The 26,563-nt window shown below is 39.0% G+C and carries 23 protein-coding genes and 2 pseudogenes; all 25 read left to right on the forward strand.

Going from position 1 to position 26,563, the window contains the following annotated elements:
• The first annotated feature begins 231 nt into the window (after positions 1–231).
• The gene (locus tag M3Z76_RS05225; RefSeq protein ID WP_293921307.1) at positions 232–1,002 is read left to right on the forward strand and encodes a FliA/WhiG family RNA polymerase sigma factor; all 771 of its coding nucleotides are present in this window, start codon (positions 232–234) and stop codon (positions 1,000–1,002) included.
• Positions 1,003–1,015: 13 nt separating this feature from the next.
• A complete protein-coding gene (locus M3Z76_RS05230; RefSeq protein WP_293921306.1) occupies positions 1,016–1,324 on the forward strand; it encodes an RNA polymerase subunit sigma in 309 nt (102 codons plus the stop codon).
• 8 nt (positions 1,325–1,332) lie between these two features.
• The gene (locus tag M3Z76_RS05235) at positions 1,333–1,872 is read left to right on the forward strand and encodes a DUF6115 domain-containing protein (RefSeq protein WP_293921304.1); all 540 of its coding nucleotides are present in this window, start codon (positions 1,333–1,335) and stop codon (positions 1,870–1,872) included.
• Between the two features lie 282 nt (positions 1,873–2,154).
• Positions 2,155–2,883, forward strand: a complete 729-nt coding sequence (rpsB, locus tag M3Z76_RS05240) for a 30S ribosomal protein S2 (RefSeq protein ID WP_293921303.1) — start codon at positions 2,155–2,157, stop codon at positions 2,881–2,883.
• 100 nt (positions 2,884–2,983) lie between these two features.
• Positions 2,984–3,865, forward strand: a complete 882-nt coding sequence (tsf, locus tag M3Z76_RS05245) for a translation elongation factor Ts (protein ID WP_293921302.1) — start codon at positions 2,984–2,986, stop codon at positions 3,863–3,865.
• A 113-nt stretch (positions 3,866–3,978) separates the two neighbouring features.
• The gene (gene pyrH, locus M3Z76_RS05250) at positions 3,979–4,704 is read left to right on the forward strand and encodes a UMP kinase (RefSeq protein ID WP_293921301.1); all 726 of its coding nucleotides are present in this window, start codon (positions 3,979–3,981) and stop codon (positions 4,702–4,704) included.
• Complete coding sequence (gene frr, locus M3Z76_RS05255) at positions 4,704–5,261, forward strand: ribosome recycling factor (protein ID WP_293921300.1); 558 nt, start codon at positions 4,704–4,706, stop codon at positions 5,259–5,261. Before pyrH ends, frr begins: the two co-directional genes overlap by 1 nt.
• Positions 5,262–5,566: 305 nt before the next feature.
• Entirely contained in the window at positions 5,567–6,355 is a 789-nt protein-coding gene (locus M3Z76_RS05260; RefSeq protein WP_293921299.1) for an undecaprenyl pyrophosphate synthase, read from the forward strand.
• Complete coding sequence (locus M3Z76_RS05265) at positions 6,352–7,146, forward strand: phosphatidate cytidylyltransferase (protein WP_293921298.1); 795 nt, start codon at positions 6,352–6,354, stop codon at positions 7,144–7,146. The genes M3Z76_RS05260 and M3Z76_RS05265 overlap by 4 nt, the downstream gene beginning before the upstream one ends.
• A 28-nt stretch (positions 7,147–7,174) precedes the next feature.
• A complete protein-coding gene (locus M3Z76_RS05270; RefSeq protein ID WP_293921297.1) occupies positions 7,175–8,320 on the forward strand; it encodes a 1-deoxy-D-xylulose-5-phosphate reductoisomerase in 1,146 nt (381 codons plus the stop codon).
• Between the two features lie 46 nt (positions 8,321–8,366).
• Positions 8,367–9,635, forward strand: a complete 1,269-nt coding sequence (gene rseP, locus M3Z76_RS05275) for an RIP metalloprotease RseP (RefSeq protein ID WP_293921296.1) — start codon at positions 8,367–8,369, stop codon at positions 9,633–9,635.
• A 41-nt stretch (positions 9,636–9,676) separates the two neighbouring features.
• A complete protein-coding gene (locus M3Z76_RS05280; RefSeq protein ID WP_293921295.1) occupies positions 9,677–11,386 on the forward strand; it encodes a proline--tRNA ligase in 1,710 nt (569 codons plus the stop codon).
• A 95-nt stretch (positions 11,387–11,481) separates the two neighbouring features.
• Positions 11,482–14,406: pseudogene (locus M3Z76_RS05285) on the forward strand (PolC-type DNA polymerase III); the annotation flags it as partial.
• A 716-nt stretch (positions 14,407–15,122) separates the two neighbouring features.
• Positions 15,123–16,949, forward strand: a complete 1,827-nt coding sequence (ltrA, locus tag M3Z76_RS05290) for a group II intron reverse transcriptase/maturase (RefSeq protein WP_293921294.1) — start codon at positions 15,123–15,125, stop codon at positions 16,947–16,949.
• A 109-nt stretch (positions 16,950–17,058) separates the two neighbouring features.
• Positions 17,059–18,462: pseudogene (locus M3Z76_RS05295) on the forward strand (PolC-type DNA polymerase III); the annotation flags it as partial.
• A gap of 382 nt (positions 18,463–18,844) precedes the next feature.
• Positions 18,845–19,330 (forward strand): ribosome maturation factor RimP, encoded by a 486-nt coding sequence (gene rimP, locus M3Z76_RS05300; RefSeq protein WP_293921383.1) that lies wholly within the window; start codon positions 18,845–18,847, stop codon positions 19,328–19,330.
• Positions 19,331–19,343: 13 nt separating this feature from the next.
• The gene (nusA, locus tag M3Z76_RS05305) at positions 19,344–20,483 is read left to right on the forward strand and encodes a transcription termination factor NusA (protein ID WP_293921292.1); all 1,140 of its coding nucleotides are present in this window, start codon (positions 19,344–19,346) and stop codon (positions 20,481–20,483) included.
• A gap of 82 nt (positions 20,484–20,565) precedes the next feature.
• Positions 20,566–20,844 (forward strand): RNase P modulator RnpM, encoded by a 279-nt coding sequence (gene rnpM, locus M3Z76_RS05310; protein WP_293921290.1) that lies wholly within the window; start codon positions 20,566–20,568, stop codon positions 20,842–20,844.
• Complete coding sequence (locus M3Z76_RS05315) at positions 20,841–21,149, forward strand: YlxQ family RNA-binding protein (RefSeq protein WP_293921289.1); 309 nt, start codon at positions 20,841–20,843, stop codon at positions 21,147–21,149. The genes rnpM and M3Z76_RS05315 overlap by 4 nt, the downstream gene beginning before the upstream one ends.
• 14 nt (positions 21,150–21,163) lie before the next feature.
• Positions 21,164–23,431, forward strand: coding sequence for a translation initiation factor IF-2 (infB, locus tag M3Z76_RS05320; RefSeq protein ID WP_293921288.1), 2,268 nt, complete (start codon positions 21,164–21,166; stop codon positions 23,429–23,431).
• Complete coding sequence (locus tag M3Z76_RS05325) at positions 23,431–23,709, forward strand: DUF503 domain-containing protein (protein WP_293921287.1); 279 nt, start codon at positions 23,431–23,433, stop codon at positions 23,707–23,709. The genes infB and M3Z76_RS05325 overlap by 1 nt, the downstream gene beginning before the upstream one ends.
• A gap of 31 nt (positions 23,710–23,740) precedes the next feature.
• Positions 23,741–24,085, forward strand: a complete 345-nt coding sequence (gene rbfA / locus M3Z76_RS05330) for a 30S ribosome-binding factor RbfA (RefSeq protein ID WP_293921286.1) — start codon at positions 23,741–23,743, stop codon at positions 24,083–24,085.
• A gap of 82 nt (positions 24,086–24,167) precedes the next feature.
• Positions 24,168–25,088: a tRNA pseudouridine(55) synthase TruB gene (gene truB / locus M3Z76_RS05335; RefSeq protein ID WP_293921285.1), complete on the forward strand. Its 921-nt coding sequence runs from the start codon at positions 24,168–24,170 to the stop codon at positions 25,086–25,088.
• 7 nt (positions 25,089–25,095) lie between these two features.
• Positions 25,096–26,046 carry a bifunctional riboflavin kinase/FAD synthetase gene (locus M3Z76_RS05340; protein WP_293921284.1) on the forward strand — a complete coding sequence of 317 codons (951 nt, stop codon included), beginning with the start codon at positions 25,096–25,098 and terminating at the stop codon, positions 26,044–26,046.
• 129 nt (positions 26,047–26,175) lie between these two features.
• Complete coding sequence (rpsO, locus tag M3Z76_RS05345) at positions 26,176–26,445, forward strand: 30S ribosomal protein S15 (protein ID WP_107840999.1); 270 nt, start codon at positions 26,176–26,178, stop codon at positions 26,443–26,445.
• The last annotated feature ends 118 nt before the right edge of the window (positions 26,446–26,563 follow it).

Below are 26,563 nucleotides of genomic sequence, written 5' to 3' on the forward strand. Positions count from 1 at the left end.
CTCGTCCAGATTTTTGCTCTTAGTAGAAGTTAACCTAAAAGCGTCATACATGCGTCAACGGTTAACAGACCGCCTCTTTTCAAAATTTGTGACATCCGTCGGGGGCTTTATCATGAGAGGCACTCTATTTGGTTGACATAGCATAAAAAATTTTGAAGCAGCGAAGTTCTTATATCATCTGAAAACCTGGACTTGAGAGGTATAATCGATTTTAAAGAGAGGTGGATACGTGTGACACAACCAATTATAAATGACGAGCAAAATCTTTGGCATAGCTGGACGATGGAGCGAGATGTAGATGCAGGTAATCAGTTAATAAAAAAATATAAGCCGCTTGTATCTTATCATGTGCAACGTATCGGGGCTGGATTACCGAAAAATGTTTCTAGAGATGATTTATATAGCTTAGGCATGATGGGGTTATTTGATGCTTTAAATAAATTTGATATAAAGAGAGATTTAAAATTCGACACCTATGCATCATTTCGTGTAAGAGGTGCAATTATAGATGGTTTGCGCAAGGAAGATTGGTTACCACGCTCAGCGCGAGAAAAAGCTAAAAAGCTTGAAGCTCAAATTGAGGAGCTTGAGCAAAAGCTAATGCGTCATGTTACACCAGAGGAGTTAGCTGCACATATGCAACTACCAATCGAAGAAATATATCAAACCGTTCAAGAACATTTTTTTTCAAATGTTTTATCAATTAATGAGCAACAGGATCAAGAAGAGTTGGAAGGAAAAGTTTTTGTTATAAGGGATGATGATACGAGAACGCCAGAACAGGAAATCGTGCACAATGAGCTATTAGCCGATTTGGGGCGCAATATTGAAAAATTAAATGACAAAGAGCAGCTTGTATTAAGCTTATTTTATACTGAGGAAATGACCTTGACAGAAATTGGCGAGATGCTTGATTTGTCTACTTCCCGCATATCACAAATTCATTCAAAGGCATTGTTTAAATTGCGCAAGTTTTTATCGCCAGAAGTAATTAATTCATAGGGAGTGGATTAGTATGAGCTTAAAAGGTGTAGAGTTACAAATTGCGATTCCTAAAACGTTCGATGCCGGAAAAATAGCTGACCAGCAGCATCAAAACAACATACTTCAACAAATGCACGCAAATGAAGCTTTAAAAAAGGAAATAGAGCGAAAACAAAAAACAGTTAATGACACAGAAAATTTAGATGCTGTGTCAGATAACAAAGAAGGTAATAATACAGCGAATGCCGAACAGCAAAGCAAAAACAAAAAGAAAAAAGAAGAAGAAAAAGTGAAAGCACATCACCCGTTTAAAGGAAACTTTATTGACTATAGCGGATAGGAGAATGTATGAATTCAGTTATTAGTTTTTTAATAATAGGGCTTATTATTGCACAGCTGATTATTTTTTATTTAATCATATTATTGAATAATAAGGTCGCAAAGTTTAAAGATTTAGAAGTGAGACAAAATCAGCTAATGCAGGAGATGGATGATGCAATCGGCGTTTATTTAATCGAAATGCGAGAAGAAAATGACCGTTTGCTGCGTGAGCTAACAACTGTTAAAAATGCCATGCCTGAAATAAAGCAAGAAGCTAATCATTTTGTTGATATAAAGCGTGAACAGCTGTCTGAATCGGTTTTAAAGGAGCAAGTATCCATTGAAAAGAAAGCATTTGTTCCGAAAAATGTAGCGGCAAATGTTTATAAACAACAAAAGCGACAAGAGCTTGAAAAACACGAAGCTCCAGCGCCAAAGCGAGAATCATTAACACCCGAACAACAAATTCTCGCTATGCATAGAAATGGGAAATCTATTGAAGAAATTGCCAAGCAAACTCAAAAAGGAAAGACAGAAATTGAATTGCTCATTAAATTTCATTCCTAAATAAGGGCAGAGAGGTAGGAGATATGTTCAACAGCTTCCCTCTCTGTTTTTTTATATAGCTTCAGAAAAGTATTTTACCTCGGGTTTTGAAGAGGAATCGTGGGAGAAAACGAAGCATTTACCAAAATACTTGTCATATAGAAAAATACATGATATATTATATAGCGGTGTTAACAATACACACGTATTTTGATGTAGTAAGTGGTGCTCTATTTTATAGGGTTGCTTGTTGCAAATGATAAATGCGGAGGAAAAAAACCAAACAATTAGGAGGAACTAAACATGTCAGTAATTTCAATGAAACAATTACTTGAAGCTGGTGTACATTTCGGTCACCAAACACGCCGTTGGAACCCAAAAATGAAGAAATATATCTTCGTTGAGCGTAACGGTATCTACATCATCGATTTACAAAAAACAGTTAAAAAATTAGAAGAGGCTTATGACTTCATGCGTCAAGTTGGCGAAGATGGTGGTAAAGTTCTTTTCGTTGGTACTAAAAAACAAGCGCAAGAAGCGATTAAAGAAGAAGCTGAGCGTTCAGGTAACTACTACATCAACCAACGTTGGTTAGGTGGTACTTTAACAAACTTCGGTACAATTCAAAAACGTGTTGCACGTATGAAAGAAATCGAAAAAATGGAAGAAGAAGGAATTTTTGCGGTTCTTCCTAAAAAAGAAGTTATTCAACTTAAAAAAGAGCATGAGCGTCTAGTGAAATTCTTAGGCGGTATCCGTGATATGACAGCTATTCCAGACGTAATGTTTGTAGTAGACCCACGCAAAGAGCGTATCGCTGTTGCGGAAGCTCGTAAATTAAACATCCCTCTAGTAGGTATTGTTGATACAAACTGTGATCCAGATGAAATCGACTACGTAATCCCTGCTAACGATGACGCTATTCGTGCTGTTAAATTATTAACTGCAAAAATGGCTGACGCGCTAATCGAGTCTAAACAAGGTGAATCAGAAGCTCCAGCTGTTGAAGAAGAAGCAGTAGCTGCTGAGTAATTCCCTTTTACACAATGGTGATAAGTGGCTGATCCCTCTTATCACCTTTTTTTGAGAGTACAATATTAATTATATATAATTTCAAGGAGGCCCACTAAAAATGGCAATCACTGCACAATTAGTTAAAGAATTACGTGAAAAAACTGGCGCTGGTATGATGGACTGTAAAAAAGCGTTAGTAGAAACAGACGGTAACTTAGAAGCTGCAATCGACTTTTTACGTGAAAAAGGTTTAGCTGCTGCTGGTAAAAAAGCTGACCGTATCGCTGCGGAAGGTACTACTTACATTTTAGAGCAAGGTAACGAAGCGATTCTTGTAGAAGTAAATGCTGAAACAGACTTCGTTGCGAAAAACGAAAAATTCCAAGTATTAGTTGCTAGCTTAGCTGAGCAATTATTAGCTGCTAAACCAGCATCTGTAGAAGCTGCTTTAGAACTTGAAAAAGATGGCGTGAAAATCGCTGACCAAATTTCTCAAGCAACAGCTACAATTGGAGAAAAAATCTCTTTACGTCGCTTTGAAGTAAAAACAAAAACAGATGCTGATGCATTTGGTGCGTACTTACACATGGGCGGACGCATCGGTGTATTAGTAGTGTTAGAAGGCTCTACAGATGCAGCTGCTGCAAAAGATATCGCAATGCATATCGCAGCAATCAACCCAACTTATGTATCTCGTGACGAAGTTTCTGCTGACGAAGTTGAACGTGAGCGCAAAGTGTTAACTGAGCAAGCGTTAAACGAAGGTAAACCAGAAAATATCGTAGCGAAAATGGTAGAAGGTCGTCTTGGCAAATACTTCGAAGACGTTTGCTTACTTGACCAAACTTTCGTTAAAAACTCAGATCAAAAAGTACGCGATTTCGTAAAATCAACTGGTGGTAACGTAACTGCATTCACTCGTTATGCTGTTGGTGAAGGTATCGAAAAACGCGAAGATAACTTTGCTGAAGAAGTAATGAACCAAGTTAAAGGTAACTAATCTTATATCTCAATTTGAGAATTACATTTAGGGAGCACAGCACCAGCGTGTTCCCTATTTTTCAAGCAAAATTCAATTCAATTACAATAATATACAAGTGACGGAGGTTTACTATGAGTGTGCCAAAATACAAACGTGTAGTAATTAAGCTAAGCGGTGAAGCATTAGCAGGAGAAGCAGGCTTCGGATTAGCGCCAAAAATAATTAAAGATGTTGCAGCTGAAGTGAAGCAAGTAGTAGACCTAGGTGTGGAAGTGGCAGTTGTAGTAGGCGGAGGAAACATTTGGCGCGGTAAAGTAGGTAGCGAAATGGGCATGGACCGTGCTGCTGCTGACTATATGGGCATGCTAGCAACGGTGATGAACTCGTTAGCATTACAAGATGCGTTAGAAAAGTTAGGCATTGAAACACGCGTTCAATCGTCCATTGTGATGACGCAAGTTGCTGAGCCATACATTCGTCGTAAAGCTGTACGTCATCTTGAGAAAAAGCGTGTCGTTATTTTTGCAGCAGGAACAGGGAACCCATTCTTCTCAACAGATACAACTGCGGCATTACGTGCTGCTGAAATTGATGCAGAGGCAATTTTAATGGGGAAAAACAATGTGGATGGTGTGTATTCAGCAGACCCAAAAACAAACCCAGATGCGGTAAAATATGACGAACTAACATACTTAGACGTGATTCAACAAGGATTACAAGTAATGGATTCAACAGCATCTACTTTATGTATGGACAACGACATTCCATTAATAGTATTCTCATTAATGGAAGAAGGAAATATTAAACGCGCTGTACTTGGCGAAAAAATTGGAACTGTTGTTAGGAGGAATTCATAATGGCAAAGCAAGTTTTAGAACAAGCAAAAGAAAAAATGACAAAATCTTTAAGTGCATTTTCACGTGAACTAGCATCGATTCGTGCTGGCCGTGCGAACGCTTCATTATTAGACCGCGTTTCTGTAGACTATTACGGTGCACCAACACCAATTAATCAATTAGCAGGTGTATCAATTCCAGAAGCTCGTCTTTTAGTAATCGCACCTTACGACAAATCAATTTTAGGTGAAATTGAAAAAGCGATTATGAAATCTGATATTGGTATTACACCAACAAATGATGGAACAGTTATTCGTTTAACGATTCCTGCATTAACAGAAGAGCGTCGTAAAGAGCTTGTAAAGCAAGTGAAAAAAGAGGCAGAAGAAGCAAAAATCGCTGTGCGTAATGTGCGTCGTGATGCAAATGATGATTTGAAAAAGCTTGAAAAAAGCGGCGATATTACAGAGGATGACTTACGTGGCTATGGCGATGACATTCAAAAGCTAACGGACGAGTTTATCGCAAAAATCGATGATGTAACAAAAGAAAAAGAACAAGAAATTTTATCTGTATAATGACGATAGAACTTTAATTAAATTAAGGCGTCCTTTCAAACAGGGCGCCTTTTTTACTTGATTAAGTAAAAATCTCTTGCGGGGATGAATGCCAAATAAGTAATGGCCATTATGCCAAGGGATAATTGATTAAAAGAGGTTTTATCATAAAAAATAACTTATCACCATAATTTATAGGGTGAAATTACATATTAAAACTAAAAAATTAACTGTAATGCTGTTCATAATAAGAAATAAAAGGACATGGAAAGTTCTTTTTGATATGATAAATATGTCCGATATGCAAGTAGTTGGGGGAATGGGCTATGTTTAAAAAGCTTTTAGGAAAAAAATTAAATAAAAATGAAATCGAATATAACAGCAAGAGCTTACTTGATGCAGAAGTTCCTTCGCATATTGCAATTATTATGGATGGCAATGGCAGATGGGCAAAGAAGCGGTCAATGCCGAGAATTGCGGGACACCATGAAGGAATGAAGACAGTGCGTAAAATTACGCGCTATGCTTGTGATTTAGGTGTTGAAATTTTGACATTATACGCATTTTCAACGGAAAACTGGAAGCGTCCTAAAGCGGAAGTTGAGTTTTTAATGGGACTTCCTGAGCAATTTTTAAATTCCTTTTTACCAGAGTTGATGGAACGTAATATTCGCGTGCAAATGATTGGTGATTTTGCAAGCTTACCTGGCCACACACAAAGAGCTTTACAGCATGCGATGAATACGACAAAGCATAATACGGGCTTAATTTTAAATTTTGCAATGAATTACGGGAGTCGTGCGGAAATTGTACTTGCGATGCAAAATATTATGCAGGAAGTAGCGGCAGGTAGGTTAGCGATTGAAGAAGTGTCAGAGGAGCATATTACGTCACATTTAATGACAGCACATTTACCAGAGCCGGACTTATTAATTCGTACAAGTGGTGAAGTACGTTTAAGTAATTTCATGCTATGGCAATTAGCCTACACGGAATTTTTATTTACGGATACGCTTTGGCCGGATTTCGATGAGCAATGCTTATTAGAGGCAGTTCAGCAATATCAGCAACGAAATAGGCGGTATGGTGGGCTGAAAGGAGAAGAACAGAAGTGAAGCAACGAATTATCACAGCAGTTATTGCAGCGGCGTTATTTATTCCTTTCGTCGTATATGGACAATTACCATTTACCTTACTAGTATATGCAATGGCAGCAGTAGGCTTATATGAAATTTTAAAAATGAAGGGTATTTCTATTTTTTCTGCACCAGGCATACTAGGCGCATTAACATTGTTTACAATTTTACTGCCAAAAAACTATGCTATCAAAATAGTGGAAGTCACAAGCTATACGAAGTTTGAATTACTCATTATCGGTGTTATTTTATTGCTTGTTTATTCCGTTATTGTCAAAAATCATTTTACATTTGATGATGTTGCATTTGTTATTTTAAGCACGCTCTATGTTGGCATCGGCTTTTATTATTTCATTGAAACGCGTGAAGCGGGCTTAGTATACGTTATTTTTGCATTATTAATCGTTTGGACAACAGATTCAGGTGCCTATTTTATCGGTCGTCGCTTTGGCAAAAATAAGCTGTGGCCAGAAATATCGCCGAATAAAACGGTGGAGGGCTTTATAGGAGGAATTGCGGTTGCCATCATTGCAGCAGTGATTATGCAGCTTATTGTGCCGTTTACTATATCGTGGCCATTACTAATTGTCATCGTCATTATTAGCTCGATTTTCGGGCAAATGGGAGATTTGGTGGAATCTGCAATTAAGCGTCACTATGATGTCAAGGATTCAGGTACTATTCTTCCAGGGCATGGCGGTATTTTAGACCGTTTTGATAGCTTATTATTCGTCTTACCATTATTGAATTTGCTGCATTTCGTTAGCTAAGCGCAGTGACTGAAAGGAAGTAAAGAAGTTGAAAAAAATTAGTTTATTAGGAGCAACAGGCTCTATTGGCTTACAAACAATTGATATTTTAAAGGCGCAAAAAGAGGAATTCCAGCTTGTTGCTGTATCAGCAGGTCGCAATATTGAGGCAACAAAACAAATTATCCAAGACTTGCAGCCACAGCTTGTATCTGTGCAAGACGCAGAGGATGCGAGCCGCCTGCAACAGGAGTACCCACATATCGAAGTAACATATGGTGCAAAAGGGCTTGTGGAAGTAGCTACACATCCAGAAACGACGGTGCTAGTTAATGCTGTACTAGGAAGCGTTGGCTTAGAGTCGACTTTAGCAGCGATTCGTATGGGTAAAACAATCGCTATTGCCAATAAGGAAACACTCGTTACAGCAGGACATTTAGTAATGGCGGAGGCGCGCAAGTACAACGCCCCTATTTTACCTGTCGATAGTGAGCACTCTGCGTTATTCCAATCAATGAATGGTGAAAACCCGAAAAATATTGAACGTTTAATTTTAACAGCTTCTGGTGGCTCCTTCCGTGACCGTAGCCGCGAAGAATTACAGCATGTAACAGTGAAAGATGCGCTAAACCATCCAAATTGGTCAATGGGAGCAAAAATTACGATTGATTCGGCAACAATGATGAATAAAGGGCTTGAAGTGATTGAAGCACATGTATTGTTCGATATGCCATATGATAAAATTGATGTATTGTTACACCGCGAAAGCATTATTCATTCATTAGTGGAATATCATGATACGAGCGTCATTGCACAGCTTGGTACACCGGACATGCGTGTGCCAATTCAATACGCGCTTAGCTATCCAGAGCGTTTGCCACTGCAAGGTGGACAAGCTTTAAATTTAGCGCAAATTGGACAACTATCATTTAAAGAAGTTGACTTTGAGCGCTTTAAAGCATTAAAGCTTGCTTATGAAGCAGGTCGTGCAGGTGGGACGATGCTAACAGCAATGAATGCGGCAAATGAAGCAGCTGTTTCATTATTCTTACAGGAAAAAATTACGTTTTTACAAATTGAAGAGCTAATTGAACGTGTGATGCATGCACATCATAATATATTGCTCCCTGATTTAGAAACGATTTTACATGTGGACAATGAAACGAGAAAAATTGTATTGGACATGGTAAAATAAAAGAAGTTTGAGCAAGTAAGAAAAAAGTATATGAAGGTGGGAAATTATGCAAACAGCTATTGCATTTATCGTAATTTTTGGCTCACTCGTATTTTTCCATGAGCTAGGACACTTCCTATTCGCAAAGCGTGCAGGAATTATGGTACGAGAATTCGCTATTGGTATGGGGCCGAAAATTTTTGGTATGACGAAAGGTGAAACTGTTTATACATTACGCCTTCTTCCTATCGGTGGTTATGTTCGTATGGCTGGCGATGATATGGATTCGGTAGAATTACAGCCAGGCTATCGTGTCGGTCTATTAATGAATGAAGATAACACTGTTGAAAAAATTATTTTAAATCAAAATAATCAGCATCCAAATATTTTATTTATGGAAGTAGAACGTGCTGATTTAGAGCGTGAGCTTTGGATTGAAGGCTATGATGAAGATGAAAATCTAGTGCGCTATAATATTTCACGCACAGCGTCTATTGTTGAAAATGGCAAGGAAACAATTATTGCCCCATATGATCGTACATTTAATGCGAAAACAGTTGGTCAACGTTCGATGGCGATTTTTGCTGGTCCGTTATTCAACTTTATTTTAGCGTTTGTTCTATTTTTAATAATGGGATTATTACAAGGTGTGCCTACAAATGAGTCACTGCCCAAAATCGCACAAGTTGCAGACGATGGTGTAGCAAGTGCTGTTGGGCTACAGCGAGATGATGTAGTAACGGCGATTGATGGTCATAAAATTTCAACATGGGAAGATTTATCACAGGCCATTCAAGAAAAAATGGGACAACCGATGGTGATGGTAGTAGATCGTAAAGGCGAACAGCTAACATTCGAGCTGACACCGAAAATTGTAGAAAATGATAAAGGTGAAAAGGTTGGACAAATCGGTATTTATGCAGCACGTGCCTATGAGAAATCACCAGTAAAGGCTGTTGCCTACGCTGGAGAGCTAACATATGAAACGGCCACAATGATTTTTAAAGCGGTTATTAAACTTGTGACAGCACAGTTATCCATTGATGAGCTGTCCGGTCCTGTTGGTATTTATAAATATACGGAGGAAGCAACATCTTACGGTATATTTAATTTACTGTTCTGGGCTGGGGCGTTAAGTATGAATTTAGGGATTATGAACTTGTTACCACTACCAGCACTTGATGGTGGACGTTTATTATTCTTTGGCTTTGAAGCAGTGCGTGGCAAACCGATAGACCGTCAAAAAGAGGGACTTGTACATTTTGTCGGTATCGTGTTGCTAATGATTTTAATGATTGTTGTCACATGGAACGACATACAAAGATTCTTCTTTTAGATAAAGCGAATTAGAAAATCAGTTTAGAGGTGGAACTATACATGAAACAGAGTTTAACATTTATTCCAACTTTGCGAGAAACACCAGCAGATGCGGATGTTCAATCACATAAAGCATTGTTACGTGCAGGCTTTATTCGTCAAAATGCAAGTGGTGTCTATTCCTATTTGCCATTAGCCAAGCGTGTACTAACAAAAATCGAGCAAATTATTCGTGAAGAGATGGAGGCTATTAATTCAATAGAGCTACTAATGCCGACATTGCAGCCAGCAGAGCTTTGGCAAGAGTCTGGTCGCTGGGATGCATATGGTCCAGAATTGATGCGCTTAAAAGACCGTCATGAGCGCGATTTTGCATTAGGTCCAACACATGAGGAAGTTATTACGACATTAGTACGTGATGAAATTAAGTCATATAAAAAGCTACCCTTAACACTTTATCAAATTCAAACAAAGTTCCGTGATGAAAAACGTCCACGCTTTGGTTTATTGCGTGGTCGCGAATTTATTATGAAAGACGCTTACTCATTCCATGCATCAAGAGAGAGCTTAGATGCAACATATGAAGATATGTACCGTGCATATTCTAATATTTTTACGCGCCTTGGCTTGAATTTCCGTGCAGTCATTGCGGATGCAGGTTCAATCGGTGGTAAAGGTACACATGAGTTTATGGTCTTATCAAAAATTGGTGAGGATACCATTGCTTATTCTGATTCCTCTGATTACGCTGCAAACATCGAAATGGCAGAAGTGATTGTTGATTATCAAGCGAGCAATGCTGCACAAAAAGAGCTAGAAAAAGTAGCAACACCTGATGTGAAAACAATTGACGATGTTAGCAATTTCTTATCTGTCGATGCAGCAAACTGCATTAAATCATTAGTGTTTAATGTAGATGGAGAGCTTGTTGTTGTGCTAGCACGTGGCGATCATGAAATCAATGACATTAAATTGAAAAATGTTTTAGGTGCGTCATCTGTGGAGTTAGCAGAAGAAGCAGATATTAAAAATTTATTAAACTGCTCTCCAGGTTCAATTGGGCCAGTGAAGCTTCCTGTGGAAGTGAAGGTTATTGCAGATTATGCAATTAAATCGATTCGCAATGGCGTTGCTGGAGCAAACGAAGATGGCTTCCACTATATCAATGTGAACCCAGAGCGCGATTTTGCCATTAATAGCTATGAAGATATTCGCTTCATTCAAGAAGGTGATCCATCTCCAGATGGTAATGGCACAATCAAATTTGCTGAAGGTATTGAAGTTGGGCATATTTTCAAGCTTGGCACAACATATTCAGCTAAATTGAATGCTGTGTTTTTAGATGAGCAAGGCAAAGCGCAACCATTTATTATGGGCTGCTATGGTATTGGGGTGTCACGTATACTTGCTGCTGTCGCGGAGCAATTCCAAGATGACAACGGCTTTGTATGGCCGAAACAGCTTGCACCATATGATGTGCATTTAGTGCCTGTTAACTTAAAGGATGAGGCACAAAACCAATTAGCGGACGAGCTTTATAGCGTTTTAAAATCATACCGCTATGATGTATTATTTGATGATCGCGCTGAGCGACCAGGCGTAAAATTTGCAGATGCAGATTTAATGGGGTTACCAATTCGAATTACAATTGGTAAAAAAGCTTCAGAAGGTATTGTAGAAGTAAAAGTGCGTGAAACAGGCGAAACATTTGAATGGGCAAAGGAAGAAGTAGTTGACCGTTTAAGCGAATTTTTCCGCACAAACGAATAGAGTGTAAATAATAGATGTAGAGGATGAGGGTGTCGGGAAAGATTTTGTCTTTCCAGGCGCCCCATGCTATTTTTAGCTAGAGGAAGGTGAGAACGATGACGAATCAACAAGAGGCAAGAACGAGATTTCTCATGCTCTTGCAGCAATTAGAATTAACAGATGATATTTATATGTCGTTATTTGAAGAAGGTGAGCTGACAAGATTATCTGTGCATAAAAAAAATCGTGTATGGTGCTTTATTATTAAATTGCAAAACATATTGCCTTATAAAGTATATCAGCTACTTATCGCACGTTTAACAGAGAAGTTTTCACATATTGCTAATGTCTCATTAACCATTGAAACGACTGCACCTATTGTGACAGAGGAGCTCGTACTAGATTATTGGCTACCGATGATACGGCAGCTAGAGGATATGTCACCGCCATTAAAAAATCAATTAATGGAGCAAAAGCCTCAATGGACAGGGCATAAATTGATTGCAACAACGATGCATGAAATTGAGCAAATGTCATTAAAATCAAAATATACTGACAAGCTTTCCAAAAGCTATCAGCAATTTGGCTTTCCCCATATCCCGCTTGAATTCCAATTAGTTGAGCAAACAGATGAAATGAAGCAGGCACATGAGGCATTTTTAGAGCAGCGTAGACAGGAAGAGACAATGCTAGCACAGCAAGCACTTGAAGATTTTGCAAAACGTGAAAAAGATAAAGCTGATTCACCGCAAGCTGTTGCAAGCAATCGTCCATTCCAGCTCGGGGCACAAATTAAAGATAGCGAAACAGCTGAAATTCGTTCGGTGCTTGAGGAAGAGCGCTCTATCGTCTTGGAAGGCTTCGTGTTCATGACGGAAATTAAAGTATTAAAAAGCGGTCGTTCTTTATTAGAATTTAAAATGACGGATTACACGGATTCGATTTTAGTAAAAATGTTCTCACGTGATGATAGCGATGCTGAATTAATGGCACAGCTATCCAAGGGCATGTGGGTAAAAGTGCGCGGCTCTGTGCAAATGGATACATTTGTACGCGATTTAGTCGTGATGGCACGCGATATTGTGGAAATTAAAAAAGAGACACGAAAAGATTTAGCTGAAGAAGGACACAAGCGTGTTGAGCTGCATATGCATACACCGATGAGCCAAATGGATGCTGTAACACCCGTTGACCGCTTGATTGGACAAGCAGCAAAATGGGGGCATCCAGCAATTGCTGTGACAGACCATGCAGGAGTTCAGGCATTCCCAGATGCTTATGCTGCTGGGAAAAAGCATGGCATTAAAGTAATTTATGGCTTAGAGGCAAATTTAGTTGACTCTGCTGCATCCATTGCCTATGAGGAGCAGCATATTAATTTAGAAGATGCGACATTTGTTGTTTTTGACGTAGAAACAACAGGTTTATCTACTGTTTATGACACAATTATTGAGCTTGCTGCTGTCAAAATTCAAAATGGACAAGTAATTGGTAAATTTGAGCGATTTGCTAATCCACATAAGCCATTAACAGCGAATATTATCGATTTAACACATATTACAGATGATATGTTAAGGGATGCACCAGAAGTGGAAGAAGTAGTGCGGGAGTTTCACGAATTCATTGGCGATAGCATCGTCGTTGCACATAATGCTTCATTCGATATCGGGTTCTTATATGTTGCCTACCAAAAATACGGTATAAGCACTGATAAGCATCCAGTTATCGATACATTAGAGTTATCGCGTATGCTTAATCCAACATTGAAAAATCACCGTTTGAATACGCTTTGTAAACGCTACGGTGTAGAGCTAACACAACATCACCGAGCGATTTATGATACTGAGGCAACAGGTGAGCTGATGCTTCATTTATTAAAGGAGGCACATGATAAAGGCATCAAATATCATGATGATTTTAATCGCTTCGTTGGTGGAGATGATAGCTATAAGCAAGCAAGACCTTCACATTGTACGATTTTAGCGACAAATGAAATCGGCTTGAAAAATTTATTTAAGCTCGTATCGATTGCGCATACAGAAACGTTTTATCGAGTACCGCGCCTGAAAAAGAGCGATGTGCAAAAATATCGCGAAGGTTTAATTATTGGCTCAGGCTGTTCCAATGGCGAGCTTTTTGAAACGATTATGAATAAAACACCTGAGGAAGCAGAGCGTGTCGCAAAATTTTATGATTATATTGAGGTGCAGCCAAAGCCTGTGTATTCACAATTGATTGCACGAGGAACAATTCATGATGAATGGAACTTAGAGGATATTATTCGCAGGCTTGTGAAGCTTGGGAAAAAACTGAATATTCCAGTCGCTGCAACAGGCAATGTTCATTATTTAGATGAAACTGATGGGAAGTTCCGACAAATTCTAATTGGCTCGATGGGTGGGGCGAATCCTTTAAATCGTTACCCATTGCCAAAGGTTCATTTTAGAACGACAGATGAAATGCTAGCAGAATTCGATTTTTTAGGCCCTGATTTAGCGGAGGAAATTGTTGTTACAAATACGCAATTAATCGCTAATATGGTGGGTGATGTCAAACCGATCAAAGATGATTTATACACACCTAAAATTGAAGGTTCAGATGATGAAGTAACGAATTTAACATATGAAATGGCACATAGCATTTATGGTGAAGAGCTGCCTGAAATTGTACAAGCCCGTATTGATAAAGAATTAAAATCGATTTTAGGGCATGGCTTTGGGGTTATTTATTTAATTTCTGCTAAGCTCGTAAAAAAATCGTTAGCAGACGGCTATTTAGTAGGTTCGCGTGGTTCGGTAGGTTCATCGTTAGTTGCCACTTTTATGGAAATTACCGAAGTGAACCCATTACCACCACATTATATTTGTCCAAGCTGTAAGCACTCAGAGTTTATCGCAGACGGCTCCGTTGCATCAGGCTTTGACTTACCGAATAAAGATTGTATAAAATGTGGCACACCATATAAAAAAGATGGGCAAGATATCCCATTCGAAACCTTCCTTGGGTTCAAGGGAGACAAGGTACCTGACATAGACTTAAGTGCGACACGTTGCTAGTTGAAAAGACTAGCCACCATTATTGGTAGAACTGCTATTTCGAAGTATGGAATGATGGAGTAACGCCCTGAAACATACTCGCTGAAGCTACGACATGCAAGCGGAGGACTGCAAAACTGAAACTTGTATGAAGCTCGTTAAAGTAGGCTGAAGTTCACCCAAACAGTTCGGCTGTGGAAAGAGAGAAATCTTGTGAATGATAGGTCTGGCGTCTATAAACTTTCTATGGTTAGAATCAGTAGAATGACTGGGACGAACCCTCGACTGACTTTTCGTGAATGTCACGCTGTAGAAATGCTGCGGGGTCCAAGCAGGACTTCTAGGTATGGATGAGTAAGCGTTTGGTTATGAAAATCCATCATGTGTTACAGGCACATGCAAGCCTAGCGGAATTTAGGGGGAACCTAAGGAAAGATGTACAGATAGAAATAGTGGAACGTGTGAAGCTCCTAACGTAAGAGACAGTTGCATGTCGATGACGATGGTACGAGGAAAGGCATTTAAGCTATAACTCGTTTTAACGGAGTGGCAGTAGTGCCGTAGTACCAATGATGAAATGCCAGTGATGACTGAATAACAAATAGGTCGGAGGAAAAAACATTTCTGAGGGAAGGGCACAAGTCGTTAGTGTTGAAAACAAACCTACACAAGTCAGATTCTAGTATGACTAAAGAGAACGAAAGCTCAAAGGGAGTGATTAGTTGACTGACTTAATGATTCAAAAGTTAAGAAACAATGAGTATTTTGGATTGCAAACAACCTTTGATGATCTTTATAACGAAAGTAAAAGTGGTCGTTATTTTACAGACCTTTATGATGTGATTATTTCCGAAGAAAATATCATGCTCGCCTTTCGTAACCTTAAAAGTAATGCAGGTAGTAAAACGAAAGGTACTAATGGACACACAATTAAACATTTAAACAAAATGAATGCTGATAAACTAATCAAGCTTGTTCGAAGAAGACTGGAAAATCATTCACCACATGCAGTAAGAAGGTTATTCATACCAAAACCGAATGGAAAGATGCGACCTCTTGGTATCCCAACTATTGAGGATAGATTAATACAGCAAATGTTTTTGCAAGTATTAGAACCGATTACAGAGGCGAAATTTCATCCGCAAAGTTATGGCTTTAGACCGAAACGAAGCACACATGATGCACTCGCAAGATGCTATCATATGGTGAATCATAGTCATCAACACTTTGTCGTTGATATCGATATTAAAGGTTTCTTCGATAATGTAAATCATAAAAAGCTAATGAGACAATTATGGACGATTGGTATTAGGGATAAAAAGGTATTAGTAATCATCAAAAAGATGCTGAAAGCTGAAATTACAGGTGAAGGAGTACCAATGAAAGGAACACCCCAAGGAGGAATTTTATCTCCGCTACTTGCCAATGTAGTATTAAACGAGTTGGATTGGTGGATTTCAAATCAATGGGAAACGAAACCGACACGAGTACCTTATAAGCTAAAACGCAATAAAACGGACGCACTTAAAAAGACAAGATTAAAACCAATGTATCTAGTTCGATACGCAGATGATTTTAAAATATTCACGAACTCATATGAAAATGCTCGAAAGATTAAAATAGCTGTTGAAAAATGGTTAAAAGAACGATTAGGGCTAGAAATTAGTGAAGAAAAAAGTAAAATCACAAATTTGCGTAAGAATGGTACAGACTTTTTAGGAGTTCGCTTTAGAGCGGTACAAAAAGGCAATGCGAAAACAGGATACATCGTCAATTCTAAGATGGACCCAAGAGCAAAAGAAAAGGTACAAGGCGTTATAAGGCATCAGCTAGTAAAACTAAGAAAAAGTCCTACTCCACAAAAAGTGATGAATTTTAATGCGAATATTTTAGGGCTGCAAAACTATTATAAGATTGCAACTCGGATTGCTCAGGATTTTAATGAGATAAGGCACAACATTCATCCAAATATTAAATCACTCATGATAAGAAATATCTTTGTGAAAACAAAAGAAACAAACGGAGTGATTGATAAATTTTACGGAGATTACAATTATCCACGTTTCAAAAGCAATGGATTGCTGGTATATCCTATTGAAGCTGTTCGACATGATATACGAGGACAGCGAAAGCCTGAATTCACAATTTACAATGAAGCTGATAGGAAAGTAATTCATAGAGATTTAAAACAAGTGCCCACTCGAGAGATCGAAATGTTTCGTAAAGGAATATATAAATCAAAAAGTATTCTGTATGAGAATAACCGATTGAGCAAATATGTAGCACAAAAAGGCTGCTGTGGAATTACGGGTGAGAGATTAACACCTCATCAGGCACTATGTCATCATATAAAACCAACAGCACAAGGTGGTACAGATGAATACGATAATTTGATTATTATCAATAGAAAGTATCATATGCTCATTCACAATTCAGACCCTTTAAGGAATAAAGATTATCAAAAGTTATTAAGTAAATTCGAAGCAAAAGCAGTTAACAAATTAAACGGACTAAGAACGGAAATAGGAAATCCAAAGCTTAGTCTATAACATTCAACAAAACTAACGATGGAACGCCGTGTGAGTGTGAAAGCCTCATGCACGGTGTGGGACGGGGGAAAAGCTGGCGATAACTTCAAAGGCTTACCTATCGTCATACTTCTCTGGTGAATACCAACCACAAGCACATAACTATACAAAAGTGCTATTTGGTGATGATTACGTGTTCCGCGCTGGAACAATTGGTACTGTAGCTGAGAAAACAGCATATGGCTATGTAAAGGGCTATGCGAATGATCATAATTTGACATTCCGAGGCGCCGAAGTTGATCGACTTGTGCAAGGCTGTACAGGAGTTAAACGAACAACAGGACAGCATCCAGGGGGAATTATTGTAGTACCAGATTATATGGATATTTATGATTTCTCACCTGTACAGTATCCAGCAGATGCGCAAGATGCAGAATGGAAAACGACACACTTTGACTTCCATTCGATTCATGACAATATTTTGAAGCTTGATATACTTGGACACGATGATCCAACCGTAATTCGTATGTTGCAAGATTTATCGGGTATTGACCCAAAAACGATTCCGACAGATGATCCAGAAGTAATGAAAATTTTTAGCACAACGGAATCGCTTGGTGTAACGACAGAGCAAATTGGTACAAAAACAGGAACGCTTGGTATTCCTGAGTTTGGTACACGCTTTGTACGTCAAATGTTAGAGGAAACAAAGCCATCAACATTTAGTGAGCTTGTGCAAATCTCAGGTTTATCACATGGAACGGATGTATGGCTAGGTAATGCGCAGGAGCTTATTAAAGGTGGTACATGTGTATTATCAGAAGTAATTGGCTGTCGTGATGATATTATGGTGTATTTAATTTACCAAGGGTTAGAGCCAGCATTCGCCTTTAAAATTATGGAGTCCGTACGTAAAGGGAAAGGTTTAACGGATGAAATGGAAGAGGAAATGCGCAAAAATAAGGTACCAGAATGGTATATTGACTCTTGTAAAAAAATTAAGTACATGTTCCCTAAAGCCCATGCAGCGGCTTATGTATTAATGGCTGTGCGTATCGCGTGGTTTAAAGTACATCATCCCATTTTATATTATGCGGCATATTTTACGGTACGTGCAGATGATTTCGATTTAATTGCGATGAAGCAAGGTCCTGCTGTTATTCGTACAAAAATTGATGAAATTAATATGAAAGGCTTAGATGCCAGCCCGAAAGAAAAGAACTTGATGACAGTGCTAGAAATTGCACTTGAAATGTGTGAGCGTGGCATGCATTTTAAATCGGTTGACCTTTATCGTTCAACGGCAAGTGAGTTTATCATTGATGGCAATGCATTGATTCCACCATTTGATGCAATTCCAGGTCTAGGAACGAACGTAGCAAAGCAAATCGTTGCAGCGCGTGCAGATGGCGAATTTTTATCGAAGGAGGATTTACAGCGACGTGGTCGGGTTTCTAAAACATTGATTGAATACATGGATCAGCTAGGTTGCTTAGAAGGACTTCCTGATGCTAATCAGCTATCATTGTTTTAATGGCAAGTTGCTACATTTGCAATTGTAGCCTAGGTATGCTATTGTTAGTGTAACAATTTGTTGAAGGTTTGCAGCAAAAGAGTGGGTTTCTCCCGCTCTTTTCTGTTGTTTTACAACAAATCGGAAATGACAAGACCGTCTAAAAAGCTTGTTTTTAGACAGCTATCCGCTTTTTTTGAAAATATTGCCCTGTTAGAAAATTGCTCTTAACTGTTGAAGTATATGAACAGTGCAGCGGAAGCTTTGGCTGAAGTAAGTAAAAGGCTGTTCGAAGGCAATTACGGTTTTTGGGACGTTCCATGAAAAGAGCATTTCAAGTTTGTTTTATACATTTAACGGCAAAACAAATAATAAAGTAAGAATATGATATGAGGGGGATATGATGAGCAAAGTTACTTCAACGATTGAAGCGCTCGCAATGCCTGTTGTTGCTGAATTAAACCTTGAATTAGTAGATGTTGAATTTGTGAAAGAAGGTCGCAACTATTTTCTACGTGTTTATGTAGATACGCCACAAGGTGGAATTGATATCGATCAATGTGCCCAAGTAAGTGAACGTTTAAGCATCATTTTGGATGAAAAGGATCCAATCGAGCAAAATTATTATTTAGAAGTATCTTCACCAGGTGCAGAACGCCCATTAAAAAAAGAAGAAGATTTTGTAAAATCAATTGGCAAATATATTTATGTGAAAACATATGAGCCAGTGAAGGATATGAAAGAATTTCATGGTTATTTAACAGCATATACTGAACAAGGTTTAGAAATGGAAGTTCGCATTAAGACACGCAAAATCAATGTACAAATCGATAAAGAAAAAGTAGCGCAGGCACGACTTGCGATTGACTTTTCAGATAAGCAAATTTAGGAGTGAACAGAAAATGAGTAGTGATTTACTAGATGCTTTAACAGCCCTTGAAGAGCAAAAGGGTATTTCAAGAGAAGTGTTAATCGAAGCCATTGAGGCAGCATTAGTAACAGCGTATAAACGTAATTTTAACCAAGCGCAAAATGTACGAGTAGATTTAAATTTAGAAAAAGGCACGATGCTTGTATACTCTCGTAAAGATGTAGTAGAGGAAGTAGAAGATGATCGTTTAGAAATCGCAGTAGAAGATGCAAAAATGATTAATCCTGCATATGAAATCGGCGATGTATTAGAGCAAGAAGTCACACCACGCAACTTTGGGCGTATTGCAGCACAAACAGCGAAGCAAGTTGTAACACAGCGTGTGCGCGAAGCAGAACGCGGTTTAATTTACGAAGAGTATGTTGATCGTGAAGATGACATCGTTGTTGGGACGATTGAACGTCAAGATGCACGTAATATTTACGTATCATTAGGTAAAGTGGAAGCTGCATTACCAGTAAATGAGCAAATTCAAGGTGAGGTATATAAACCGCAATCACGTATTCGCGTTTATATTACGAAAGTAGAGCGTACAACACGTGGTCCACAGGTAATTGTATCACGTACACACCCAGGTCTATTGCGCCGTTTATTTGAAATGGAAGTACCGGAAATTTTTGATGGTACTGTTGAAATTAAATCGATTGCACGTGAAGCAGGTGACCGTTCGAAAATTTCTGTTCATGCACATAATCCTGAGGTAGATCCAGTGGGTTCATGCGTAGGAGCGAAGGGGGCACGTGTCCAAACAATCGTCAATGAATTGAATGGTGAAAAAATCGATATCGTGGAATGGTCTGAAGATCCAATCGTATTTGTTGCAAATGCGTTAAGCCCATCAAAGGTATTAGATGTACAAGTGAATGAGGAAGAAAAATCGACAACGGTTGTTGTACCAGATTATCAGCTGTCATTAGCGATTGGTAAGCGTGGTCAAAATGCGCGTCTTGCAGCTAAATTAACAGGCTGGAAAATCGATATTAAAAGTGAAACAGATGCACGTGAATTAGGAATTTATCCTTCTGAAACGAGCACATTTATTCCACAAAATAATAATACTGCTGCATATGATGATATCGAATATGATTTATATCAAGATGATGAAGAATAGTCAGCAAATCAGCTAGCTACTCATAGCCTTTCCTGCAAGGTGCTGTGAGTCAGCAGCATTTTGTAAGGAAGGTGAACACGGGATGGCTGTACAAAAAAAAGTGCCCTTACGCAAATGTGTAGCAACAGGTGAAATGTATCCGAAAAAAGAAATGATTCGTGTTGTACGTTCGAAAGAGGGCGAAGTATCTGTTGATATTACAGGGAAAAAGTCGGGACGTGGAGCTTATGTTTCAAAATCGGAAAAGGCTGTTGAAGAGGCACGTAAAAAAAACAGCTTAGGAAGACAACTTGAAGTAGCGATTCCAGAAGAAATATACGAGGAGCTATTGAAGCTTATTCGCAGGGAGTCTATTTTATGACGAACAGTGCAATACTGCAATTATTAGGACTTGCTGCAAGGGCAAGAAAAGTTGTTTCTGGAGAAGAGCTAGTTGTGAAGGAAGTGCGTACGGGGGGAGCAAAATTAGTTCTTCTTGCAGGCGATGCTTCTGCTAACACAGCGAAAAAAATTAAAGATAAATGTACGTATTACAACGTTGAGTTTTATGTTTTAGGAGATCGCTATGATCTAGGACATGCTACAGGAAAGGAAGCACGTGTAGCATTAGCTATAACCGATCGTGGGTTTGCGAAAAAAATGTCTAGTCTACTCAACGAAAATTAATCGGGGGTGAGCAGATGAGCAAAATTAGAGTTCATGAATATGCGAAAAAGGTAAATAAAACGAGTAAAGAAGTAATGGAGCAGCTCACAAAGCTTGATGTAGAAGTGAAAAATCATATGTCAATGCTTAATGCTGGGACGATTACGAAGCTTGATTCTGTCTTTCAGCAAGTAGCAGAACCGAAAAAAGCAACACCTGCAAAGCCAGTTGCTAAAAATGCAGGCGCATCGCAACAAGTGCAAAGAGATGCACGTTCACAATCCAAGCAGCAGCCAATGAAAAAAGCGGATAAAGCTCCGAATGTAGAACAAAATAAAACGTCACAGAGTGACAAATCTAATACAAAAGGTAGCCAAAATAGAAATATGACACAAAATAACAATCAAAATAGTCGCGGTAAAAGCGGCGGTAATAAAAATAACCAAGGTGGCTTTAACCAACAGCGTAAAAAGCCAGGTATTCACGGTGGTAAACGTCGTCCAAATAGAGGGTACCAACCACCTGTACAAACAGTACAAAAGGAATTGCCAGAAAAAATTACATTTTATGAATCATTATCAGTGGCAGAGCTAGCAAAAAAATTGCATCGTGAGCCATCTGAATTGATTAAAAAATTATTTATGCTAGGCGTTATGGCAACAATTAACCAAGAGTTAGACAAAGATGCGATTGAGCTGATTTGTGCTGACTACGGTGTAGAAGTAGAGGAAGAAATTCGCATAGATATTACAGACCTTGAAACACATTTCGAACAAGAAGTGAGCGAAAAAGAATTACGCGAGCGTCCACCAGTTGTGACAATTATGGGTCACGTTGACCATGGTAAAACATCATTGCTAGACTCGATTCGTAATACGAAAGTAACGGATGGAGAAGCTGGTGGTATTACACAGCATATTGGGGCATACCAAGTAGAAGTAGATGGCAAGAAAATTACGTTCCTTGATACACCAGGACATGCTGCGTTTACAACAATGCGTGCACGTGGTGCAAAAGTAACGGACCTAGCGATTATCGTTGTTGCAGCAGATGATGGTGTAATGCCTCAAACAGTGGAAGCAATTAACCATGCGAAAGCGGCAGAAGTACCAATTATCGTAGCAATTAATAAAATGGATAAACTATCTGCAAACCCTGACCGTGTTATGCAAGAATTAACAGAGCATGGCTTAGTACCTGAAGATTGGGGTGGCGATACAATTTTCGTACCAATCTCTGCACTTAAAGGTGAGGGAATTGACCAACTATTAGAAATGATTCTGCTTGTTTCAGAAGTTGGCGAGTTAAAAGCAAGCCCAGCACGTTCAGCTATCGGTACAGTGATTGAAGCACAATTGGATAAAGGTCGTGGCTCTGTTGCGACATTATTAGTACAAGATGGTACATTGCGTGTAGGTGACCCAATCGTAGTAGGTCACGCATATGGTCGTGTGCGTGCAATGGTTAATGATTTAGGGCGTCGTGTAAAAGATGCAGGCCCATCGACACCTGTTGAAATTACAGGTTTAAATGATGTACCACAAGCAGGTGACCGCTTCGTTGTATTCGAAGATGAAAAAACAGCACGTTCTGTTGGTGAATCTCGTGCAATGACAGCAATTCAAGCACAACGCTCTGAAAAACAGCGTGTAACGTTAGACAACTTGTTTGAGCAAATGAGCCAAGGCGAAATGAAAGAATTGAACTTAATCGTCAAAGCTGACGTACAAGGTACAGTTGAAGCGATGGCTGCTTCATTAATGAAAATTGATGTAGAAGGCGTTAACGTAAAAATTATCCATACGGGTGCTGGCGCTATTACAGAGTCAGATATTACATTGGCAGCAGCTTCAAATGCAATCGTGATTGGCTTCAACGTTCGCCCTGATGTCAATGCGAAGCGTGCAGCAGAAGAAGAAGGCGTAGATATCCGTCTACACCGTATTATTTATAAAGTAATCGAAGAAATTGAGCAAGCGATGAAAGGGATGCTTGACCCAGAATTTGAAGAAAAAGTTGTGGGGCAAGCGGAAGTTCGTCAAACAATTCGCGTATCGAAGGTTGGTACAATTGCAGGTTCATACGTAATTGAAGGTAAAATGGTGCGTGACGCAGGCGTACGTGTGATTCGTGAAGGCATCGTTATTTTTGAAGGTGAGTTAGACTCGTTAAAGCGCTTCAAAGATGATGCGAAAGAAGTAGCAAAAGGCTATGAGTGCGGTATCACAATTAAAAACTTCAATGACATTAAAGAGGGCGATATTATCGAAGCCTTCGTAATGGAAGAGGTTAAACGCGCATAATGATTGTTTATGCAGAGGTTGAATTCATGATTCATACTGCTCATTCATTAAAGGAAAAGCGTGCGGTACTGCAACGAATGGTGACACGAACGAAGCAAAAGTTTAATGTATCTGTTGCAGAAATCGATCATCAAAACGTCTGGCAGCGTACGCGCCTTGCCCTCGTCGCAGTCGCTTCCTCTAAAGAGGCGGCTGAGCGTGAAATTACGCACGCGTTACATTATTTAGAATCAAACCCTGAATGGGAACGACTTGAAATGTTCCGTGAGTATTTATAGATAAAGGAAATTTGTTAAGGTGGTGACTGTTATGTCTCTACGATCAAACCGAATTGCTGAGCAAATGAAAAAGGAGCTTGGCGAAATTTTAGGACGTAAAATTAAAGACCCACGTGTAGGCTTTGTTACAGTAACGGATGTTGCTGTAACAGGGGATTTACAACAGGCAACTGTATATATTTCATCATTGGGTAATGAACGTGAAAGAGAAGAAACGTTAAAAGCATTAGAAAAAGCATCAGGCTTTATACGTTCTGAAATCGGCTCACGCATCCGCTTGCGCCGTACACCAGAAATTTTATTTGAATTCGACTCTTCTGTCGAATATGGTAATAAAATCGACGCATTACTGCGCTCATTACATGAAGATAAATAAAATTGTGGGAAAAGCTGTCTGAAAACCATGCGAAGGCATGACTTTTCAGGCAGCTATTTGTACTTTTAGGGAGGAATTGGCGATGAACGGGATTTTGCCATTATGGAAAGAACGTGGTATGACGAGCCATGACTGTGTATTTAAGCTACGCAAAATTTTAAAAACAAAAAAAGTAGGTCATACAGGTACGTTAGATCCTAATGTAGAAGGTGTCTTGCCAATTTGTATTGGACAGGCAACTAGAATTGCAGAATATATTACCGATGCAGGCAAAACCTATGAAGCAATTATTAGCATTGGGCGTGCTACGACAACAGAAGATGCAGAAGGGGAAACGGTTGAGCAAAATACAGCATATAAGTCGTTTAACCGCACAGAGATTTTAGCAGCTTTAGAACAGCTAACAGGCACGATTACACAAACGCCCCCTATGTATTCTGCTGTCAAGGTAAATGGCAAAAAGCTGTATGAGTATGCACGCGCAGGACAAACGGTAGAGCGTCCAACACGACAAATCACAATTTATGACTTAACATTATTAGACGATGCTGATGTATTCGAAGGGGAGCAAGTACAATTTGCTATACGTACAGCATGTAGCAAAGGCACCTATATTCGCACACTTGCTGTGCAAATTGGAGAAGTGCTTGGCTACCCTGCACATATGCAATCACTTGTGAGAACAACCTCAGGCTCTTTTACAAAGGAAAACTGCTTGACATTAGCAGAGGTGCAGGAGTTAATGGATAACGGGCAAATTGCGAATAAAATATTGCCTGTTGAACATGCGCTTAAGGACTATCCTTTTATTGAAATCGATGAAACGAATGACAAGCAGATTTCTAATGGACAAGTGCTTGAAATGCATGCATTATTAAAGCAGTATGATAAAATTGTTTATGCGAAAAATGGGCAGGCAAGAGCTGTTTATATCGCACATTCTACAAAGGAAAATATGATGAAGCCCGAAAAAATGTTCCCTGAACTAGAGCAGGAGGTATAAACCTAAAATGGAAGTCATTTATTTAAAATATCCTCATCAATTAGAGCGACCAGAGGCGGCTTATTCATTAGCAGTCGGCTTTTTCGACGGTGTTCATAAAGGACATCAAGCTGTAATTGAACATGCAATTGAAAAGGCGCAACAATTAGGGATTAAAAGTGCTGTCATGACATTTGATCCACATCCGACAATTGTATTAGGTGCTCGAAATGAGCAAGTATTTTATATAACACCCTTGCAGCAAAAGCTAGATACATTGAAAGCATTAGGTGTAGATACTGTATTTGTTGTTAATTTTACATCTGATTTTGCAAAGCTATCGCCAGAGGAGTTCGTCCAATATTTCATTCGAGATTTACATGTACAGCATGTAACAGCAGGATTTGATTATTCATTCGGCGAATTTGGCAAAGGCAATATGCAGCTATTGGAGCAATTAGCACAAGGTGATTTTGGTGTGACAACGATTGATAAGCAAAGCGATTGTGATGAAAAAATAAGCTCTACACGCATCCGCAAACTGTTAAAGGAAGGCGCAATGGAGGAAGTATGCATATTGCTTGGGCGAGCGTTTGAAGTACCAGGTATCGTTGTTCACGGTGATAAACGTGGACGCACGCTGGGCTTCCCAACGGCTAACGTACAATCAATGGCAGGCTGCTTTATTCCAGCAACAGGTGTCTATGCGGTCAAAATTTTAGTGCAAAATAAGTGGCATAATGGTGTTTGTAACGTTGGCTATAAGCCTACATTTAATAATCCAGAGGAAAAGCAATTGTCTATAGAAGTACATATTTTTGACTTTGATAAAAATATTTACGGTGAGGAAGTCGTTGTTGGCTGGTATAAACGAATCCGTAGCGAACGAAAGTTTTCGGGCATTGATGAGCTTGTGGCACAAATTGAGCTTGATAAGCAAGAGGCAATCGACTATTTCTTAGGTGAAGAAGTAAAATAGTTGCTTGTCATCACTGGCTATGGTACAATTCCTAGAGTGTTCAATACACAGAACCTTAGCTCGGCTTTATGTTACTCCTGACGATTGCTGTGCTACAGGGGATATTCAAATTATAGGAGGTCATTTCAAATGGCAATTACAAAAGAACGTAAAAACGAAATTATCGCTGAGTACCGTACTCACGAAGGCGACACTGGTTCTCCAGAAGTACAAATCGCTGTATTAACTGCAGAAATCAATGCATTAAATACACACTTACGTACACACAAAAAAGATTTCCACTCAGAGCGTGGTCTTTACAAAATGGTAGGTCGTCGTCGTCACTTATTAAAATATCTTCGTGAAACAGACGTACAACGTTACCGTGAATTAATCACGCGTTTAGGCTTACGTCGCTAATCTCATATAAAAAGCGGGAAACTTCCCGCTTTTTATTTATGTATAAAAACTTTCAGAGAAAATAAAAAAATTTAGCATAGAAACTACATTTTTGATACACTAACTATAGTACATACAA

Origin of the sequence: Metasolibacillus sp. (genome assembly GCF_025291715.1) — a bacterium.
In the GTDB taxonomy this organism is placed as follows: Bacteria; Bacillota; Bacilli; order Bacillales_A; family Planococcaceae; genus Metasolibacillus; species Metasolibacillus louembei.

Excerpts from the sequence above, each read along its gene's own strand:
- M3Z76_RS05230 (WP_293921306.1), top strand. The coding sequence starts at position 1,016 with ATGAGCTTAAAAGGTGTAGAGTTACAAATTGCGATTCCTAAAACGTTC.
- M3Z76_RS05235 (WP_293921304.1), top strand. The coding sequence starts at position 1,333 with ATGAATTCAGTTATTAGTTTTTTAATAATAGGGCTTATTATTGCACAG.
- rpsB (WP_293921303.1), top strand. The coding sequence starts at position 2,155 with ATGTCAGTAATTTCAATGAAACAATTACTTGAAGCTGGTGTACATTTC.
- tsf (WP_293921302.1), top strand. The coding sequence starts at position 2,984 with ATGGCAATCACTGCACAATTAGTTAAAGAATTACGTGAAAAAACTGGC.
- pyrH (WP_293921301.1), top strand. The coding sequence starts at position 3,979 with ATGAGTGTGCCAAAATACAAACGTGTAGTAATTAAGCTAAGCGGTGAA.
- frr (WP_293921300.1), top strand. The coding sequence starts at position 4,704 with ATGGCAAAGCAAGTTTTAGAACAAGCAAAAGAAAAAATGACAAAATCT.
- M3Z76_RS05260 (WP_293921299.1), top strand. The coding sequence starts at position 5,567 with ATGTTTAAAAAGCTTTTAGGAAAAAAATTAAATAAAAATGAAATCGAA.
- rseP (WP_293921296.1), top strand. The coding sequence starts at position 8,367 with ATGCAAACAGCTATTGCATTTATCGTAATTTTTGGCTCACTCGTATTT.
- M3Z76_RS05280 (WP_293921295.1), top strand. The coding sequence starts at position 9,677 with ATGAAACAGAGTTTAACATTTATTCCAACTTTGCGAGAAACACCAGCA.
- rimP (WP_293921383.1), top strand. The coding sequence starts at position 18,845 with ATGAGCAAAGTTACTTCAACGATTGAAGCGCTCGCAATGCCTGTTGTT.
- nusA (WP_293921292.1), top strand. The coding sequence starts at position 19,344 with ATGAGTAGTGATTTACTAGATGCTTTAACAGCCCTTGAAGAGCAAAAG.
- rnpM (WP_293921290.1), top strand. The coding sequence starts at position 20,566 with ATGGCTGTACAAAAAAAAGTGCCCTTACGCAAATGTGTAGCAACAGGT.
- M3Z76_RS05315 (WP_293921289.1), top strand. The coding sequence starts at position 20,841 with ATGACGAACAGTGCAATACTGCAATTATTAGGACTTGCTGCAAGGGCA.
- infB (WP_293921288.1), top strand. The coding sequence starts at position 21,164 with ATGAGCAAAATTAGAGTTCATGAATATGCGAAAAAGGTAAATAAAACG.
- M3Z76_RS05325 (WP_293921287.1), top strand. The coding sequence starts at position 23,431 with ATGATTGTTTATGCAGAGGTTGAATTCATGATTCATACTGCTCATTCA.
- rbfA (WP_293921286.1), top strand. The coding sequence starts at position 23,741 with ATGTCTCTACGATCAAACCGAATTGCTGAGCAAATGAAAAAGGAGCTT.
- truB (WP_293921285.1), top strand. The coding sequence starts at position 24,168 with ATGAACGGGATTTTGCCATTATGGAAAGAACGTGGTATGACGAGCCAT.
- M3Z76_RS05340 (WP_293921284.1), top strand. The coding sequence starts at position 25,096 with ATGGAAGTCATTTATTTAAAATATCCTCATCAATTAGAGCGACCAGAG.
- rpsO (WP_107840999.1), top strand. The coding sequence starts at position 26,176 with ATGGCAATTACAAAAGAACGTAAAAACGAAATTATCGCTGAGTACCGT.